The organism is Streptomyces sp. NPDC008313, assembly GCF_042956125.1.
Lineage (GTDB): Bacteria > Actinomycetota > Actinomycetes > Streptomycetales > Streptomycetaceae > Streptomyces.
In genome coordinates, this window is the sequence record NZ_JBIBFR010000021.1 from 127,887 (window position 1) to 146,863 (window position 18,977).

At 68.4% G+C, this 18,977-nt stretch carries 10 protein-coding genes and 1 pseudogene; 5 read left to right on the forward strand and 6 right to left on the reverse strand.

Annotated elements, in window-relative coordinates:
* Nucleotides 1-235: 235 nt before the first annotated feature.
* From ACFY93_RS26065 to ACFY93_RS26080, 4 genes are read right to left on the reverse strand one after another with little or no spacing between them, the layout of a single operon-like run.
* A complete protein-coding gene (locus ACFY93_RS26065) occupies nucleotides 236-3,094 on the reverse strand; it encodes a pPIWI_RE module domain-containing protein (RefSeq protein ID WP_391363344.1) in 2,859 nt (952 codons plus the stop codon).
* 46 nt (nucleotides 3,095-3,140) lie between these two features.
* A complete protein-coding gene (locus ACFY93_RS26070; RefSeq protein WP_391363345.1) occupies nucleotides 3,141-6,710 on the reverse strand; it encodes a signal recognition particle in 3,570 nt (1,189 codons plus the stop codon).
* On the reverse strand, nucleotides 6,703-7,866 hold the full coding sequence (locus ACFY93_RS26075; protein WP_391363347.1) for a hypothetical protein: 1,164 nt from the start codon (nucleotides 7,864-7,866) through the stop codon (nucleotides 6,703-6,705). The genes ACFY93_RS26070 and ACFY93_RS26075 overlap by 8 nt, the downstream gene beginning before the upstream one ends.
* A gap of 11 nt (nucleotides 7,867-7,877) precedes the next feature.
* The gene (locus tag ACFY93_RS26080; protein WP_391363349.1) at nucleotides 7,878-9,542 is read right to left on the reverse strand and encodes a PD-(D/E)XK nuclease family protein; all 1,665 of its coding nucleotides are present in this window, start codon (nucleotides 9,540-9,542) and stop codon (nucleotides 7,878-7,880) included.
* Nucleotides 9,543-9,651: 109 nt separating this feature from the next.
* Here ACFY93_RS26080 and ACFY93_RS26085 point away from each other — a divergent pair, with 109 nt between their 5' ends.
* Together ACFY93_RS26085 and ACFY93_RS26090 are read left to right on the forward strand one after the other, a co-directional pair.
* Nucleotides 9,652-10,974, forward strand: a complete 1,323-nt coding sequence (locus tag ACFY93_RS26085) for a protein kinase (RefSeq protein ID WP_391363351.1) — start codon at nucleotides 9,652-9,654, stop codon at nucleotides 10,972-10,974.
* A 122-nt stretch (nucleotides 10,975-11,096) separates the two neighbouring features.
* On the forward strand, nucleotides 11,097-13,199 hold the full coding sequence (locus ACFY93_RS26090) for an N-6 DNA methylase (protein WP_391363352.1): 2,103 nt from the start codon (nucleotides 11,097-11,099) through the stop codon (nucleotides 13,197-13,199).
* Nucleotides 13,200-13,315: 116 nt separating this feature from the next.
* Here ACFY93_RS26090 and ACFY93_RS26095 read toward each other — a convergent pair whose 3' ends face one another.
* A complete protein-coding gene (locus ACFY93_RS26095; protein ID WP_391363354.1) occupies nucleotides 13,316-13,471 on the reverse strand; it encodes a hypothetical protein in 156 nt (51 codons plus the stop codon).
* A 281-nt stretch (nucleotides 13,472-13,752) separates the two neighbouring features.
* On the opposite strand from ACFY93_RS26095, the pseudogene ACFY93_RS26100 reads away from it, so the two are divergent.
* Both ACFY93_RS26100 and ACFY93_RS26105 read left to right on the forward strand, forming a co-directional pair.
* A pseudogene (locus ACFY93_RS26100) lies at nucleotides 13,753-15,537 on the forward strand (NERD domain-containing protein); the annotation flags it as partial.
* A gap of 224 nt (nucleotides 15,538-15,761) precedes the next feature.
* The gene (locus ACFY93_RS26105; RefSeq protein WP_391363356.1) at nucleotides 15,762-16,544 is read left to right on the forward strand and encodes an IS5 family transposase; all 783 of its coding nucleotides are present in this window, start codon (nucleotides 15,762-15,764) and stop codon (nucleotides 16,542-16,544) included.
* Here the strand turns inward: ACFY93_RS26105 and ACFY93_RS26110 are convergent.
* Entirely contained in the window at nucleotides 16,510-16,896 is a 387-nt protein-coding gene (locus ACFY93_RS26110; protein ID WP_391363358.1) for a hypothetical protein, read from the reverse strand. The genes ACFY93_RS26105 and ACFY93_RS26110 overlap by 35 nt on opposite strands.
* A gap of 393 nt (nucleotides 16,897-17,289) precedes the next feature.
* Between ACFY93_RS26110 and ACFY93_RS26115 the strand changes: the two genes are divergently transcribed.
* A complete protein-coding gene (locus ACFY93_RS26115; RefSeq protein WP_391363359.1) occupies nucleotides 17,290-18,714 on the forward strand; it encodes a helix-turn-helix domain-containing protein in 1,425 nt (474 codons plus the stop codon).
* Nucleotides 18,715-18,977 lie beyond the last annotated feature (263 nt).

Below are 18,977 nucleotides of genomic sequence, written 5' to 3' on the forward strand. Positions count from 1 at the left end.
AACAATGTGGCCCAGCGCGATGATCAGGACGGACAACGAGCCGATCGAGGTGGTCCAGAGGCCCTCCTAGCGTGGGGCCCGCGGCGCTCGGCTTGGTGTCGCAGTCGGAGTGGCAGGAAAAGTCCCCTTGCCCCTCCGACTCCGGACCAGCCGTGAACACGCGCCACGTCAGCAATCGCTTCAACCCACGTGTCTTCCCGGCCCTGCCGGCTGGATGCCGCCCGCGGTCACCCGGTCACTGGCCAGCGCCCTCCTCCGCTGCAGATTCGTCGGTGTCGTCCTCGTGTGGCAGGACGTATTGCGTCGTCTTCATCGCCAGGTGGAGCGGCAGAGGGAGCTTCAGTGTCACGTTGTAGTCGGGGGCGCGTCGCAGTTGGTGGGTCACGGCAGCCCAGGTCCCGGGTTCAGCTGTCTCCTCCTCCGGTGCAGCGAGAACTGCGATCTCCAGTGCCGTCGGGTTCCATGCGTTGGTCCCCGTGTCGATGACCGGCTCCGGCTCCTTGTCCTCGGCGCCCTCCTTAGGCTTCTTCTTCATAGGGATCCGGGTCGCGATCTTCGAGGCGGTCTTAACGGCGTGCTTGGCCGTGTGGGGCTTTTCGCCGGTGCTGTAGTACACGCGGTGGTCGCCGACGGCGTCCGGACGGTGCCAGAGGCCGCTCGCGAAACCGTGATCGTGGGAGTCGTCGTCCGGCGCGAACCACTGGGGGGTTTCATCGGACGTGTGGTCGCGTACCCGTACATGGCACAGATTCTCGCCGTACAGAGTGATGTGCTGCGCCGGGTTGGGCCCGAACTGAAGGGCGTCTGGGCGCAGGCGTCCGTTGGTCAACCACGGCCAGTGCAGACGGGAGTTCTGTGCGTGGGAGAGCAGCAGGACGGGCCGGTCACGCAGGCTGTAAAGCATCGCCCGCACGAACTGTGCCGTCTCAGCCCGCTGATCCTCCAAGTCGGGAACCCATGTCGTGGTGCGCTGCTGCTCGCCCCTCTCCTCTTCGGTAATAAGACCCGCTGGGTCCCCGTCCTCCTCTCCAGTTTCGTCGGCGGCCGCACCGTCGTCGTCATCGTCGAACTGCTCGTACTCTCCCGGGACCTCGGCATGTCGGGCGAGAGAAAGCAGCAGTTCCCGATACGGAATCCAGTCCCCGCTCTCCGGATCCCATCCCGTGACCGAGCCGTTAGCCGCGCTCACCCGGACGGCGACAGGTGCGGTCCGGCGTGTCCGGGTCGGGCCGTCGGCGCGGCGCTTCACCATCCACAGTGCGACGTACTCCAGGTTGTCGGGCAGTTCGTCCACACTGTGCTCCGGAACGGTGCACACTCCCAGCTGGCGAAGAACGTGCGACCAGGTCTGCTGGGCTCGGTGGGCGATGTTCGCCTTCGTGGCGGTGCCCCATTTCGAGCTCGGTACCGTGATGAACTTCGTCAGTCGACCGGCGTCGGCGTAGCCGAGGCGTGCGGCGAACTTGGGGTCCACGATGTCGGGCCGGTAGGACTTCGGGTGGCCGATCTCGATCACGACCGCCTGGACGTCCGGGCGTCCGTCACGCTCGCATAGGTCGGCGATCTCCCGCCGTCGGGTGCCGATCGCTGCGGGGAGGTTCTTGCGCTGAGGCCGGCCGTCGGGGAAATCGAGTCGGGCGGCGACGAAGTCGGCATCTTCCAGGTACAGGCGCACCGTCAGCTCCGGCGTCGTCCAGGAGCGCTCAGGACCGGTCCCACCTTCTCCGTCCAGGCCCAGGAGATCTGCCAGCTGTTCGACCAGGGCGTCACGGGTGCGAGGGTTCTGCCAGCGGGCCTCGGCGACCAGGGGCTCGCCGCCGAGTACCCGTGCCAGGGCAACACGCCGGTCACGCTGCTGCTCGCGCTCGAACTCGGCTTTCTTTAGAGCCTGTTCCTCCTTCGTTTTGGCTGTGGGAGTCCTGGGCAGGTTGCGCGGGACGAGGGCATAGCGGCTGCGAGTGAAGTCATCGAGCCGCGTGAGATACGGGGTGAATGCCTCAGCTGCCCAGTTGGTGAGCGGGGAACGGTCGCGTGGCATGAGGCCGGTTCCGACGCCGTGACCGCCCATCGAAGTGGCGTGCACGACACCGATCTCGATGCCGTCTTTCCCCGCGATCCAAGTGTCGGGGTTCTCCTGTACCGCTGCCGCGTCGGGAAGCGAGCGGGAGAAGCGGAGGCGACCGAGCATGCCCTCCGGGCCGCCGCGCACCCATTCGGGGAGGGCGGTGCGCCGGTCGGTGGCCAGTCGGCTCACCGCGAGCCGAGCGGTCCCTGACGTCTGCGCCAGCCATGGCTCCTGTGCGAGCAGGTACGCCGACACGGACCGCCGGTAGGGCATGGGAACGGGGCCGCCGGTGCGCCAGCGGCGTACCCCCGTGCGGACGTGAAGGCGGAAGTCGGCGAAGGGCACGGTCTGCACGGTGAGTGCGATGACGAACGAGAACTTCCACCATGCTCCGTCATCGTCTTGGTGGTCTCGCGGGGGCCAGGACACGAGCTCCGCGCCGCGTGCGGCCGCGGCGATACGGAACTCCATCTCGACGTTCTCGAAGCGGTATGGGTCCAGCTTCGTGATGTTCTGGGCGAGGGCGTCCGGCAGGAGCTGGTACACGAGTGGGTCCGGCTCGAATGTGCCGCCTGGTGAGGTGTGCCCGGCGAAGAGGTCCACCTCGTGCGGCTGCCAGCTCAGTCCAGCCACGTCCAGCGAGGCGCTGAGTTCGATGGCCCTCTCTGTGATCTCCGGATGCTTCGCGCGTGAACGCGGAGTGTGCAAGTCACGGATCCAGGAGTGGATCAGCTGACGCATGACGGGGACGGGCAGCGGCTCGTACGCGTACAGCCAAGGGGTGTCGTCGTCCAGCGTGGCACCGCGCGCCACGCATAGGAGGTCGGGAGCGACCGCACGGATGACTTCGTTCAGGCGGCGGATCGGGACCTGGTTGACCTTGTCCGGTTCTCGTTTGCCGATCCTGTAGAAGTCCAGCACCTCCTGCCGCCAGGCGGCGGGGAAGGCCAGGCCGTGCGGTCGGCGGACGAACTCCTTACCTCGGACGCGCTCGAACGCCGCGAGTCTGACCGTGGAGTAGGAGGGCATGTACGGAATCCCTTCATGTTCTCGTGTTGTGAGGTCGCCGTGCGGCTCAGTCGATTGGGCTAGGGCTGGACGGGACGATCCCCGTGAGCGCGGTGTGCAGGGGTTCGTACAGGGCTTTGACGAGCGCCCGGTCGAGGGAGGAGACCGGCGTATCATCGGGCGTCGGTGCGTCGCCCGGCGGGGTGAGGTAGGGGTCCAGTACGTGCCGCATGGCGAGCAGAAGGCTTGTCCGCCAGGTGTCCGGCGTCGCGTTGCCCGCGGCCGCGCGGGTGGCAAACGGGGCGTCCACGAACACGACGCGGGCGGGGACACCGCCGCGCACGAGCCGGCCGATGACCTGCCAGATCACGACCAGCTGGTCCCAGGTGAACGAGATCTTCTCGTCCTCGCTCAGCCGGCTCCAGGCCAGAGGATGGTTAAGGAGGTGCCGCCAGTGTGCGCGGGCCCGGGTTCGGAACTCCGCACCGGCGTCGTCCAGACTCGGCTGCGCGCGGACGAACGCGTCGAAACTACCGTTCCGTTGCATGCGCGCGGCCCAGTCGTTCACGGCCTGCACGGCCAGGCCGATGTCGTCGGGGCGAGGGTGGGGGCGGGCGAGGAAGAACACCGAGCCGATCGCGGCGACTCCCCGGTCAAGGATGTTGTGGCCGCGTTCGATGGCGAGAAGAGGCGCGATGAGAATCTCCGTGCCGGTCGAGGCGAAGGTCGCCACGTCACCGCGGCGCAGGGTGACGACCGCGCTGCCGCCGAGGCCCGGGTTCGGGTTGGAGCGCTGCTCGTGTTCCTGTTCCGCGTCGTCGGGGACCAGGCGGCATACCTTTCCGGCCCATCGTGGGATGCGGTTGAGAATGTCCGAGGCACGGCGCGCCTCATCGTAGGAGCCGGTCAGGACGAGGAGCCGGCCACGCCGGTCGTCGTTCACGGCGGCGAGTTCCTGCTCGAACACACTGGGCTTGCCGTCGACGGAGCGTCGGGCCAGTCGGTCCAGCATCTGTTCCAAGACGAGGGGACGCAGGTGGGGCTTGGCGCCGGACAGCTTGAGGGGTCTGCCGTCAGGACCGGTCAGGAAGCGGGTGGTGAACACCGTCTTGTTGATGGCCGCGCGCTCCGCCGGCGGGGGCTTGAGCAGTGCCCCGACGTCGGTGAGCACGTGGTAGCGCGTGGACCGGCCGGCCCAGCTGGTGCCCGACATGAGTAGGACATTCGGCCCGGGAAGCCCATCGGCCACGGTTAGCTCTGGCAGTTGCAGGAGCAGTTCGCGGCCGTTTCCCGCGCAGCGGAAGAAGCGCAGTTCGCCGCTGCGCAGCTGTCCCAGGCTGGCGTCCTCGGACAAGAATTGGAACCCGAGGATGTTGCCCATGGGCGATTCGGGGACCAGCGGCCGGTAGTCCTCGGGCGGGCGGCGGGACAGGACGTTGCTGGACGCCTCGAAGTTGAGAGCGGCCTCGACCCTCGGCCACATTTCCGTCAGCAGGTCGAGCCGGGTGTGGAGGGCCGATAGGAGCAGGGTGAACTCGAAGCGCAATACCTGATCCGAGACGCTGCCCTGCGCCTTGGATACGGCGTCGCCCACCAGTGAGAGCAGCTCCCGCTCGATGAGGCGGCGAGCGTTGCGAGGGCGCATGGTGTGCAGGAGTTGACGTGTGAGTCGTACCAGTCCGTCGACCCGGGGGTCGTGGTGCTCCGTATCGCCGAGCGGGTCGTCACGGAACGCGTCGAGAACGGCCACGACCCCGTCGCGGCGCGGGTCGCCAGTGGGCCCCGGTGCTTCCGGCTTTCGAGTCTCGGGCGCTTGCGCCTCGTCGTCCTCGTCGGCGATTCGCCCGATGTCCTCGTCCCACTCGGGAGCGGGGCGGTCGGGGGTGTCGGCCGCGTCGGCATGGGAGTCGGACGGGCTGCCGAACCACTCTGCGATCAGCTTGTACTGAAGGGTCCACGAGCTGAAGTAGTCGGACTCGACCCATTCGCGCAGGTTTCTGTGGCGCAACAGCATGTGATAGATGCGGTCGGCGGCGACCGTGACCGTGTGCAGGGCCGCGGTCCATTGCATGACGGTGGAGTCGGACAGCTGGATGCGTCCGCCTCGGGCCAGCTCGTCGATCTTGTGCTGATGGATCTCGTCAAGCCACGAGTTAGGCGCGCGTCCGGTGAGCACGGCGGCGGGCGCGAACATGGTGTCCAGCTGCATTTGCACGCGATCGGCCTCATCAATGATAATCAAATCGCTGCGCCTGCAGGCGAGTTCGAGGAAACGAATGCGCTCCTCGTTCTGGTGGGCTGGAACCGTGCTGTGTACCAGAGCGGCCGGGGTGGCGACCCAGATGTCCGCCGTGACGAGCTCGCGGGCGCCGTGATGGCGCGGGCACCGGTGCCACAGGGGGCAGCCGTGGCGCTTGCGCAGGTTCGGGATTTGGTCACCTTCGGACCCGTCAACGGTCAGGGCGGTCAGCGGGCGCCGGGGCGGGCGCCGCTTCGGCGGGAATAGCTGGGTGCAGGGAGCCGCGGGGTAGGTGAGTGGCTCCGCCGCCTCGACTCCGCGCAGGGCGTCGAGCGGGCACGCTGTGCTGAGGTAGTCGAAGCTCAGGGCGTCGTGGGTGAGCAGGGAGGTCCCGTCAGCCTGTGCGGCGAGGCGACGATGGGTGCGCTGCAGGTGCTGCTCCCGTGTGGTTGCCCCCAGCAGGGGGGCGGCCCTAAGGCCGAGCGCGGTGAACAGGGACACCAGATGCAGGGCCTCGGCGACATCGCCCACGACCAAGGTGACCCGCTTGTCGTGGGTGGCTGCCCAGACCGCGAGGATGTCGCGCAGGGTGCTCTTGCCGGCTCCGACCATGCCGAGCAGATGCAACATCCGGTCGATCCGCAGCATCTTCCGCTCCGGCGCGAAGTCGCCCGATTCGGGTTCGCGAACGAACAGTTCGATCCTTCTGAGCCTGCGACGCCAGTCGCCGCCGTCAGGGTCGTCGGGCCCGCGCAATTGATCCTCCATCCACGCTGCGACCGCGACCAGTTCATCCCATGGCGCCTCCACTGGTTTACCTTCTGAAGTCGCCGCCTGTCCGAGGGCATGGGGCGCGGTTTCCTCGGCTGGCAGCTCCTCAGGCAGCACCACCGAGGTCCACGTGCGGCCCTCAAGGAAGCGCCAGCCACCGGGCTGGGCCAGCGGCAGCGTCCGAGTCCGATACGGCGGCGCGGTGGCCAGCGCCCGTCCGTAGATGGCCCATCGGCCGTGAGCGATCGACACGCCCCGGCGCCGGGGCGTGTCGTCCCTGCTGTCGAGGTGATAACCGCGTAGCTCCGGCGGCAGCGCCAGGTAGGCGTCGAGAGACTGGACCCAAACGCGGCGTCGCCGCAGGGGCCATAGCAGGTGGCGGCCGATCCGCAGCATGCGCTGCTGCTCGGGCGTGCAGGCATGGCCGAGTGCGGAGGCGAAGGGGTATCCACCGAAGAGGGTCCAGCCCGCTTGTGCGGGATGTCCCGGCAGCAGCCGCTCCACCAGGCAGAGGCCGAGTTCGACTTCGCATAGTCGGGATGCCGCGAGCTCCGGCTCGGGATCGTCTGCGAAGTACGGAAGAAGCTCCGCGATGAGGTCGCCGCGCCACTGTTCTCGGTCACGCATTGTCGTCCTCCGGTCGGTCGTCGCTGAAGGGTCCCTGGTGGGCGTCGGCGAGCGCGGCCCGAGCCCTCGCCATGAACTGCCGCTGGCTCAGTACGGTCGTGCGACGCCGTACGTCGGTGCTCAGAAATCGGCGGACGACAGCCACGTAGCCGTGGCGCAGGGCTGTCCTATGGTCGGGGATGACAAGGAACGCCTCGTCGTACGGCGGGTCGGTCGGTAGGGGCACGGCATTGCGTCCGAGCAGCGCCGGGTTGGCCCAGTCCTTGACGTCCACAGCCCACACCCGTCCGTCGGGCAACGTGATCCTCAGGTCGTACGCGTCGTAGTTCGGCCACAGTTCAGGGACGAGGCCGAGGCGTGAAAGGGCCCGCTCAAGGCGGAGTTCGGCGACGCCGGGGGCGGTGACGAACAGGCGCAGCGGCCTTGTGAGCAGCAGTACTCCACCACCCTCGGCCTCGTCGTACGCGGGGCCTACGAGGGCGTCCCCCTTGTGCCGGCAGCGCGCGTTCTCGCACCACCAGCCGCCGTCCCGCATCGGTGCGAGCAGGGTGCGGCAGCGTTGGCACGAGGTGAACCGGCCGCCACGCGCCCATCCGATGGGGGCTGGGAGGTAGATCTGCTCGAGGAGCCCGTCCAGAGGGGCGAAGGCCGGTTCGAGCGCGATCTCGCCAGCCTTGTCCCGGGTGAGCACCGGATGTTCGACGAGCAGGCGCCGGAAGGCGACATAGCTCGTGGGGGCGTTCGCGAGGCGGCAGCGGTCCATCGCCAGGCCGATCAGGGCGCGATCGATCTGTTCGGTCGCAGAGTCAGGCCGGTCGACGGCCCATTCGTAGCACAGGTCCGTGGGCACGCACGCGTCCTCGTCGATCAGTCGGTCCTCCGGGCCTGCCAGACCATCGGGAAGGTCCAGCGGCCATTCCGTCACCGGCCGTCGTCGGCACCAGACGAGCAGGTCGCTCACGCTCAGAGGTGGGTCGGCGCCGCGGAGCAGGCAGGCCAGAGCAGTGCGATCAAGGGCCCGTTGCGCCTCGGGCGGATACGGGAGGGTGAAGGTGCCGAGATCGGACAGGGCATCCAGGTCGAGGACTGCAGTCGCAACAGTGCGGAGCAGGGTCAGTCCGTGGTGTGGGACGAGAGCGGAGTCGGTGGTGGGCACGGCGGTCCGTTTCACTGGAGTTCGCTGGAGGGGGACGAGGCGGGGCGGGCGACGGTCGCGGGGCACCAACGGGCCACTTCGCATCGAGCACATCGCCTTCCAGGGTTCGGGGCAGACGTACGGTCCCGGTGCCACGGGGCGGCGAGATCGTGGATCACTTGGCGTGCGGTGGCGACCCGGTCGGCCTGGCGGGGGGAGACGAGCTCCAGGTCGGGGCCTGAGGGCCGCAGGATCTCCACCTCGACGCGGGAGCGGAGCGCGTCGCCGCCGAGTACTCCCTCGGCCAGTAGCACCAGGGCCAGCGCTGCCTGTGGGTACTGTTCCAGGATGTCCTTGCCGCCACGAGGTGTGCGGTACTTGGTGCTTTTGATCTCCCGCCACACCACCGAACCACCGCTGTGGTACAGCAGATCCGGCTTGGCGACGAGCACAACGTCGGCCTGCGGGTCGTGGAAGGTGAGGAGCTGCTCCGCGATCGCCGTCGTTCCCGGATCGGCGTGGCGCAGCGGGCACACGGCCGCGTGGCGGGCGATCAGGTGGGCCCCGAGTTCGGCGTCGTCGCCGGTCAGGTGCCAATCGTCGACACGCCAGTCCGTCCGGTTGGCGGGGGCATCAGCCACGGTGCAGGGACGCTGGGGTGTTCGCGCGTGCAGATGCTGGAGCCAGGCGTGTACAGCGTGCCCGCGCGCCACGTGACGGTCGTGCTCGATGTCCTTGTCGTACGGCAGATGGATGCGCCGCAGGTGTTCCTGGGCCGGGCAGTTCGCGTACCGGCGCAGATCGGTAACGGACAGGGTACGGCGAGGTCGGGAGGAGTCCGTGATGCCGAGGATGCCGGGCGTGCGTTGCAGGCCGGGGCAGGTAGCGGTCAGTCGGCACGTCGCGCATCCGGGTCCCGGGCGCCGGTGCACGGCGTCGACGGTGGCCCGCAGGCGGGGTGCGGCGAGCCGCTGGTACGCGGCTCTCGCTTCATCGGGTGTCCCGTCGAACAACGGCCGGACCGAGCCGTCCAGGCACCCGATCTCCACGACCCGGACCCGCTGTGGGGTGACGGCGCCCTGCACGTTGTGCTCGTCACCCCATCGAGTGGGCCCTGCTGCGCGACCGCCGTGAGCGGCGACGTACGCCGCCATGCTGACCTCCGCCGGATCCCGCTCGTTACGCCCGCGTCGCCCTGGCCGTACGGACCCGAACCGGAGCAGACGCAGTTCGCACACCGTCCTCTCGCGGTTGGCATAACAGCGTCCCCAGACCCTCAGTTCGTACACCGTGCGATTGCCGTGGGGGTCGGTCGTCGTCTTCGACTGTCTGACCCAGTACTTGGGGTCGGGCAGCAGCTCCTCTTCCGAGTCGAGAGATCTCGCCGCAGCCAGGTACTGGGCTAGGGCATGCTCGGCGTAGCGCTCCAGCCCTGGGTGTGCGGGGCGCACCCTGACCGGGTCGTCTCGAACCCGACCGAACTCCAGGACGTCGAGCTTGCGCATCACGGCGGCAAGGGCGAAAGGTTCGAAGTCCGCCGGCTTGTAGGGAGTGCGGTGCACGGATCGAAGACGGGGCCGGGCTTTGACGGCCCGCAGTGTGGGGCAGTCCTCCTCTCCCTCCTTCGCACCCCCAGTGAACACTCTGATCAGGCCGGGGTCGCCGGTGATTCCTTCGGGCAGCGGCCAGTCGGTCACTCGCACTCCCTCACCCACATTGCTGTGAATAACATTCACCGGATGCTACACGCTGCTACGATTCACGCACGGACGAACCGTCAAATTCATTGCAGAGAACGGACCTCAGGTGGGTTCACAGAACGACATCATCGATGGGCAGTACCACCTGGTGCGGCGGCTCGGTGGGGGTGCGATGGGCGAGGTGAGCCTGGCGCACGACCTGAACCTCGGTCGGCAGGTGGCGGTCAAGCGCCTCCACCCGCACAACGCCGAACGGGAGGAGGGGCGCTACTCGGACCGCTTTGAGCGCGAGGCTAGGACGACGGCCAGGCTCGGCCGATCCGGGCACTTCCCGCAGGTGTATGCGTTCGGCCGACATGATGGGGAGCCCTATCTCGTCATGGAGTTCATTGAGGGACCCACCTTGGCGGAACTGGCCACCCGGCATCACCCGCTGCCGTTCCCCGCGGTCACCGCGATCCTGGCCCAGCTCGCCACGGCGCTCGCTTGGCTGCATGATGCCGACCTCGTCCACCGTGACCTCAAGCCGTCCAACGTCATGATCGCGCCGGGCGGTGTCGTCAAGGTGGTGGATCTCGGCATTGTTGCGCTCTCCGACCCCCACGCAACGCGCCTGACAGCTACTGGTCATGTCCCGGGCACTGCGGCCTACATGGCCCCTGAGCAGGCGGCCGACGGACTCACCGAGCCGCGCAGCGACCTTTACTCCACCGGCTGTGTCGGTTTTGAACTCGTCACCGGGGAACTCCCCTTCGATGCGCCGACCGCTCACGCGATGGCTCGCTGTCACATCGACCAGGCGCCGCGCAGGACCGCGGATGTGCGCCCGCAGGCGCCACCGTGGCTGGCCGAAGTCATCGACCAGATGCTGCACAAGAATCCAGATCTAAGACCTAGGGACGCTCGGGCGCTGTACGAGGCCCTTCGGTCGCACCTGGCAGTCCTCGAATCACCCGGCTGCCCCGAGCTCGGCGACTTCGATCCGACGTTGCCGTGGGTCCAACCGTGCTCACCGCCGCCCCGGCCGCAGAAGTCACCGCCACACGTGCAACGCCGGCGCGGATCCGGGCTCGATGCCCTGGCGCGCCGCCACGCACGGCAAGCCGACCTGAGGCGGGACGACCTGACACGGGTTCGCACCGAAGCGAGCGAGCTCGCGGCGGATGGCGATCTACGCGGGGCCATCCAACTGATCGAGCAGTGCCTCAAGAACGCGGTAGGTCGCTTCGGCCGTATCGAACCGGGTGTCGTACGGCTGCGCATCGATCGTGCCGGGCTGCTGCACGAGGAGGGCCTGTCGAAGGAAGCCCACTTCGCGTACGGCGATGTACGCCCCGATGCCGTGCGCGCATTCGGGGAGGGAAGCCTTGAGGTCCGCGAGATCGACGAAGGCGTCGAGGGATGCGAAGAAGACGGCACGTGGGACTGACCAGCGCCACGCGAGCACGACAAGCGACTCCGCTGGGCTGTGAATGACATACACGCACGGTAAAATGAAGGTACGCTTCACATCTTCCCCACAGGGACACAGCAGGACGCAGGGAGAGAGGCGTGGCAGAAGAACCGAGCACGGTGACGGCCACCGGCATCGCAAGGATCGCGGGTGTCGGCCGGGCAGCGGTGAGTAACTGGCGTCGGCGCCACCAGGATTTCCCCCAGCCAGTCGCCGGCACATCCGCCAGCCCCGCCTTCGACCTGCGCGAGGTGGAGCAATGGCTCGACCGGCAGGGCAAGCTCCGCGCCCTCGCACCGCTCGACCGTCTTGGTCGGCACATCGAGACGTTCGGCGCAGCAGGACGGCCCGCTGAAGCCATAGCTCTGGTCGGGCTGACACTCCTGACAGCGCCCGTCGATGTGCCCACTCCGCGTCAACTCGGGGACGGCGTACGGTCACTCGCGGCACCTCGGCACGCCGAAATTCTCCTTTCGGTGCTTCCGGAGGCGTGGTCACCTGCCCACTGCGAACTCCTCGACGCTGTCCTCCCAATGGCCCGTCAGGAGGGCCGTGTCGGCGTCCTGGAGCACCTCCACTCGCAGTATGCGACCGCCAGGGGCACGGCGGGGCTGAGCGACATCCCCACTGCCGTGGCCGGCCTGATGCTGGACCTCACTGGCCCCGCGGCCTCGGTCCTCGATGTCGCCTGCGGCACCGGTACGTTCCTGCGCCCTGTCCTTGAGAAGGCGACCGCCTCCGGGGTGCTGCCACGGATCCTGGGGCAGGACTCCCGCCCCGAGTACGTTCGCATTGCGCTCCTGCGTCTGCTGCTCCTTCGTCAGCAGGCCGGGGTCGACCCGGATGGCGACGATCTGCGCCTCCACGTCGGGGAGCCGCTCCTGGCGGACGCCTTCGCCGCAGAGAGCGTCGATGCTGTCATCGGCAGCCCCCCGCACGGTCTCCAGGACTGGGGCCACGACCGACTCGCCTTCGATCCTCGGTGGGTGTACGGAGGTCTGCCCTCGCGCACCGAGCCCGAACTGGCATGGGTGCAACACGCGGTGGCCCACCTGAAGCCCGGCGGCCGGGCCGCCCTACTCATGCCACCGGCAGCAGCCGGGCGTCCTGCGGGACGCCGTATCCGCAGCGAGCTGGTCCGGCGCGGCGTGCTCCGAGCAGTCGTCGCACTGCCTCCGACGGCGACCGTCGGGAGCAGTAACGGCGTCCACCTATGGGTGCTCCAACGCCCCGAGGCGGCCGGCGCCCCGGACGCGGGCGTGCTGTTCGTGAACGGCGAGGCCGTGCCCCTGGACCAGCGCACAGCCTCGAGGGACCGCTTCGAGGCGCTGCGTCGCCAAGTCGCCGCGCTGTGGCTGAATCACCTCACTGGCCACGGCATTTCGGTCCCCGACTCCGCCGTCGCCAGACACGTGTCGCTATCCGAACTGCTCGACGAGGACATCGACCTCACCCCGCGACGTCACGTGCCGCACCAGGACATCGCGCGGCACACGCCCGAGGCCCTGTTGAGACTGCCCGACGCCATCGAGGCCAGGCTCGATGCCCTCAGGGTGGACATGCCACGGCCGGCCCGCGCCTCGCAGCCCGCGTCATCCGACGTATCCACCGCGACACTGGGCGAACTCTCCCGAACCGGAGCGCTCAGCCTGCACCGTTACTCGGCCCGTGCCGCGCACCTCGATGTCCCCGTCCCCGAGCAGCAGGAGCCAGCCCTCACCAGCCAGGACGTCATTACAGGCCGGCCCGCCAGCGGGGCCGTGCCCGTCGGTATGTACGACGAACCGACGGCCCGGGTGCAGGCTTACGACATCCTGGTCCCGGCGATCGCCAAAACCCTGGTGGCCCGAGTTGCGACGGACGAGCAGATCGGGGCCCGACTCGGACCCGGCGTGCACGTCGTACGCGTCGATCCGAACCTCCTCGACCCGTGGTTCGTAGCGGGTGCCCTCACCCGCCCTGAGAACGCCACGAAGGCCACCCGCACGTCAGCCACTGCGAGCGGCGCCCTGCGCATCGACGTGAAACGCCTGCACCTGCCCCTCCTGCCGATCGACGCACAACGCCGCCGCAGCGAAGCGCTGCGCCGCCTCGCCCGATGGGACGCGGAGCTGACCCGTACCGCCGAGGCCGGACATGAGCTCGCTCAAGCCCTCACCCGAGCCCTGGTCGACGGGACCCTCGCGCCGTCGGACGACTGAGCCCGACCGAGCAGCGCGGCACCAGCGCCGGCCGTCAGCCTGGCTCAGGCAGCTCAGGCAGCTCAGGCAGCTCAGGCAGCTCAGGCAGCTCAGGCAGCTCAGGCAGCTCAGGCAGCTCAGGCAGCTCGGGCCAGGTCGCCGGCGGCGCGGACGTCGCGGACCTTCCTGCTGGCGCCGTCGCTGATGACGTGGGCGATACGGGGCTCGGGGTCGTTAGGTGACGCCGACGGGTGCGGGGTGCCGTCGGGGCGGTGGGTGGTGAGGAGGCACACACTTACCGCCGGTAAGTCGTCATCGACGGCATCCGGCACCTTCACGCAAGAGACAGCACGACGGGCCATCACTGCCACCCGGTGGCCGGCATCCCACCTGACCACTGGAAACCCGGTGATCACATCCGAAGGGCGAAGACGTCCAGGAAACCCAGTCCCACTCTTGCTGTCAGTCCCGCCCTCTAAGATTTCACCCTGCGGGGCAGATGGATGTACCTGAGTACGGCCACAGGGGCACGGCAGGCGAAATCGTGCGCAAACGGACATAGACGGGGAGTCGCATGCTGGAAGGTCGGTGGACGACGGTCACCGAGTCCGAGCACGAGCACGAGCGCCGCGGCCTGGAAGCGATCCGCAGGCGCCTGCCGGACGAGGAGCCGTGGCGCGCCTGGTCGAACTTCACCTTCACCGCGAACAGCGGACATGTCCGCGAGATCGATCTTCTGGTGACCTCACCGGCCGGGGTGTTCCTCCTCGAGCTGAAGGACTGGCACGGATCGGTACACGGCGGCGGGAACGACTGGGTGCAGACCACGCCCGGCGGGACCCAGCGGCGACACGGCAACCCCCTGCACCTGGCGAACCGGAAAGCCAAGGAGCTGTCCGGCCTGATCAACGCCGTCTCCGGTCGGCCCGGGGGCTGGCCGAAGATCTGGGTGGGTGAGGCGGTCTGCTTCACGGATGACAAGCTCCGTGTGAACCTTCCGGCCGCCGATCTGAACGGCGTTTTCACGGTCAAGCAGCTCGTGGAAATGCTGGCCGAGCCGCCGGGTGACGCCCGGCGCCGGATAACGGCCGAGACGTCTCGACATGTCGACGCGGCCTTGAAGAAGCTCGGCATCGCACCGATCCGCCGCCAGCACGAGGTGGGCTCCTATCTCCTGGATGCGAAGGCGTTCGACACTGGGCCCACCTGGGCCGACTATCTGGGCCGTCATTCCCAGCTGCACGATCTGGCTCGGGTGCGGGTCTTTCTCAGCGAGCGTGGTGCCTCGGACGCCGAGCGGCGTTCGGTGGAGCAGGCTGCTGCTCGCGAGGCGCTGGTGCTCAGCCGGTTCCGGCACCCGGGTGCGGTGCAGCTAAAGAGCTACCTGCCGTCGGGGCATCCGGCCGGACCGACGATCCTGTTCGACTACCACCCGGAGACTTTGCGGCTGGACGACTTTTTGGTGCAGCACGGGAAGCAGCTGGACCTGCGGGGCCGCCTCGCCCTCGTACGGCAGCTCGCGGAGACGGTGCGCTCCGCGCACTCACGCCGTGTCCATCACCGCACGCTGTCGGCGCACGCGGTGCACATCATTCCGCGTGATCGCGGCCCGCGCGGGCGGGAGCTCAGCGAGGAGCAGCGCTGGCTGAGCCCTTGGCCGCAGATCGCGGACTGGCAGATCGCTACAGGCCAGAGCGCCAGCCGTGGCCGGCCCCTGACCCTGGCTCCTACAAACGTGTCCGGGTTCCACGTCTCGGAGCAGGCTGATCCGTATCTGGCGCCGGAGTTGAGGATTCCGAAGGCCGATCCGGTGCGCCTCGATGTGTACGGGCTCGGTGTCCTCACGTATCTACTGGTCACCGGGCAGGCACCAGGCGCAAGCCAGAGCGAGGTCATGGCCCGCCTGGAAGCTGGTGAGAGCCTGCGCCCGAGTGCCTTGGTCGACGGACTTAACCCGGACATCGACGACCTGGTGGAGGCATCCACCGCGTACGAACCGGGCCGGCGCCTATCCACGGTCGACGACTTCCTGGAGATGCTGGAGTACGTCGAGCAGGCATTCACTGAAAAGGACTCCGTCGGCCCGGCCGCAGCCGCAGGCACGGTCGGGGACGGCGGGTCGGGATCGGAAACGGACGAGGATCGGGGGGAGCCGGAGAAGGACCCGCTGGAGGCCGTGGCCGGGGATGTATTGGCCGGGCGCTGGGAGGTTGTTCGCCGGCTCGGCACGGGCTCGACCTCTCGGGCGTTCCTGGTGAGGGATCTCGCGGGCGAGCCGCGGCGTAGCGGCACCCTGCCGGTGGCTGTGCTGAGAAGCTGTTGTTCTATCGATCTTGGTGAGCGTGAGTTCGAGGTCGTCGACTCGGTCGGGTGATCTCGTGGCCGACCGGGCATGAAAGCGGGGCCTCCCGCACAGCTCGAGGGTGTCGAATCCAAACGAGCAACAGGAGGCCCCTGGTGCTGCAGTCTTCCGTGCCGGCGTCGATGGCGTCCAACTCGGCGTCCCCGTCGTGTGATTGTCTCGCTCACCGGTTCGGGAACGCCGCGGACCGGCCGTACAGGCGACCGAGGTATCCGTCCGACATGAGCGACGCGGAGTGGGCCGTCGTACGTGACGCGATGCCGGTTCCCTGCTGGCTCGAGGGCCGCGGTGGGCAACCGGAGAGCTATTGTCACCGGCAGATGGTCGATGCGGTGCGCTATCTGGTCGCGGGCGGTATCACCTGGCGGGCGATGCCTGCGGACTTCCCCGCGTGGGACCGCGTCTACGCCTTCTTCCGGCGCTGGCGGGACAAGGGCCTGACCGCCGAGTTCCACGACCGGCTGCGCGACCGGGTCCGCCGGGCCGCGGGCCGGGATCCGGAGCCGACGGCCGGCATCATCGATGCGCAGTCGGTGAAGGCAGCCGCGTCGGTGCCGAGCGCGACCAGGGGATTCGACGGCGGGAAGAAGGTCAACGGCCGCAAGCGGCACATCGTGGTGGACACCCTCGGACTGCTGCTGACCGTGATGGTGACCGCGGCCTCGGCCACCGACCGGGACGCGGGGCAGACACTCCTGGCCCGGCTGCGTGAGCGGCACTGGCGCGTCACGCGGGTGTGGGCCGACGGAGGCTACACCGGACGCCTGGTCGACCTCGCCCGCGATGCCTGGCGGATCGCGCTGACCGTGGTCAGACGCAGCGACGACACCAGCGGTTTCACCGTGCTGCCGAAGAGGTGGCTGGTGGAGCGCACGTTCGCGTGGCTGATGCACTCACGCCGGCTGGCCCGCGACTACGAGACGCGCACCGACACCTCGGAGGCAGTGATCAAGTGGGCGATGAGCACGGTCATGAGCCGCCGCCTCGCCCGACGGGCACGCTGAACAGCCCCGGCCGTTCCTCCGCCAGCCAGCCCCGCGCGGCCAGCCGCTTGGCTTTCGACCGCACCCCTTCCATCTTCGCCGGGACCGGCTCCAGCCCGAGGCCGACCGCGAGTTGACGACAGTCCATCGCCTCCCCGCGCATCTCGTTCCCGCCGGCCAGCACGGCCATGATCCGCTGGTAGTCCGGCGCGAGAACCGCCGGGGCGAGCCCTTCCTCCCAGTGAGGCACCACTGAGCCGGGCACCGCCTGCCTGACCTGCACCGGCCGTTCACCGGCCACCACGACCGGCGCCACGTCCTCGCTTCCGCGAGGCTCCGCCAGAACCTCACCCACCGTCTCACGGGCAATCACGAACCGCTCCCACACCGCCTCCGCTTCCCCAGCTCGGCCTGGAGAGCATCCACCCGCTGCCGAGCGACGCGTTCGCGCTCCTCCAGCAGCCCCATCACCGACGGCATCCCGGCACCTCCACCGAAGAGACGACACAACAACCCGTCCCTCCCGCCGAAACACCACCCCTACACCTGACCAGCGGAAACACACCCGCACTCTCGGAAAGACAACAGCTTCTTAAACCAGCTCAGGGGTGCCCTTTGTGCCCCATGCCACATGCAATCAAGATCGCTTAAATGTTGCGTATGGTTCCTGTCGGGAGACGGCAGGGCGGGGGTTCGGTGCACGCACTGAACCCTTTTGTACGCCCGGAAAAGGGAGTCTCCGCACAGGCGTAAAGGCAGGTTTCTCGTGGTCACAAATGGACAGGGTCCCGAAGTCGCGGACAAGGAGGGGCCGGGTCAGGTCGCCGGCTCGGAAGGCGAAGAGACCTCGGGGGATGACGGCGAGCAGCCAGTAGCCGGCCAGTTCATGGGGTTCGGCGCACTGCTGCGCAGGTGGCGCAAGAACGCACGGGTCAACCAGGCAAGGGCGGCCAAGGCCCTGGACATGGGCGAGCGGACGTACCGCAAGATCGAGCGTGGCGCGATCCCGCCCAGGCTGACTCGGGAGCAGGTCGAGTCCCTGGCGACGCTGCTCAAGCTGGACCGTGACGAGCGTCATGCGCTGGTGCTCTACAACATCGGTTCGGCTTTGGTGCCGCCGAGCGGTTCCGGGCAGCCCGAGCTGCAGCAGGTGCTGCGCCTGCTCATCGACCGGCAGATGCCCAGCCCCGCGTACCTGTGTGACCAGCACTGGAACATCTTGGGTTTTAACACTGCGATGGCCGAGTGGTGGCCATGGGTGATGGAGCCGGGTGCGAACTTGATTCGCTGGGCCCTGACCGAACCGGAGGCCCGCGCCCAGTACCAGGACTGGGACAAGCACGCATCGGCGTACGTGAAGATCCTCAAGTTCGCCCAGGCCACCAGGCCGAATGACGCAGAGCTGTGCCGGCTGATCGACGACGTCAAAAAGGACGTCGACGTGCGGCATGTCTGGGAGACCGAGCACGACATGGGCGAGACGCGCGATGGCCACGTCTTCCGGATGAACATACCGACGCTGGACTGGGAGACCGTCGAGGTCGTCAGCCATGTTCTCTACCCGGCGTCGATGCCCGACTGCCGCTTCGTCGTGATCACCTGGGTCGAGGGCGGAGGGGACGACGAACGTGACGCCCTGGGAGGCACCCGCGACGCCTGGGCCGCCACGACGGCGAACCAGGACGATGTGGCCATCGCACGGCGACACGCGGAAAACCGCGCGGCCGAGGATGCCGCCACCCGCTGGCGCCGGGAAGCGGCGGCCCTCGCCTCCCGGACAGTCGTGTCAACCGCCGAGGAAGCGGCGGCCCTGGCAGGGGCAGATGGTGTCCCGCTGCCGGCCATCAGCCAGGTTCTGGGCCGAGATGTCCAGCTAACGCTCGCTCCCGACCAGCGCACCGTGGTGTGGGCTGTTGAGGAGGCGATCGGGATTTGGTCCGTCACTCACGTCTCGCCGGCCACGGTGGTCGCCCGCGTGCCCAGGGGTGTCCTGCAGGGGGCCCGCCTTGCCGAGATGCGGCAGCTGGTCCGCGCCGCATTGCCGGCCGACAGCGCGGCGGCAACCGCCCGCATCGGCGAGCTTCTCCACGAGCGCGACACCGAGCAGCGCGTGCTCCGCGACGTCCTTCAGTCGATCCAGGAGAGTGGCACCGGCGATCTCGGTGCCCAGGACGCTGGCCAAGAACCTTAGGCCACGAGGCCGCCGTGTAACCGAACCGCGCGCCAGCGCCCAGCTGGTGCAGTCGCTGGCGCACCTAGCCCTTCACACAGAAAAGTGAACCGCCCCGTGTCGAATGGAGACTCGATTTCATGGAAGGATCGAGTCATGGCACGACCGTCCCGTTACCCGCTTGAGCTGCGCCGTCGCGCGGTGCGCATGGTCGCCGAAGTGCGCGACGACTACCCGAACGAGACGGCCGCCTTGCAGGCGGTCGCGGACAAGCTCGGCATCGG

Bases quoted from the DNA above. Each gene is read 5' to 3' on its own strand.
- ACFY93_RS26065 (WP_391363344.1), bottom strand. From the start codon at position 3,094: ATGCCCTCCTACTCCACGGTCAGACTCGCGGCGTTCGAGCGCGTCCGA.
- ACFY93_RS26070 (WP_391363345.1), bottom strand. From the start codon at position 6,710: ATGCGTGACCGAGAACAGTGGCGCGGCGACCTCATCGCGGAGCTTCTT.
- ACFY93_RS26105 (WP_391363356.1), top strand. From the start codon at position 15,762: ATGAGCGACGCGGAGTGGGCCGTCGTACGTGACGCGATGCCGGTTCCC.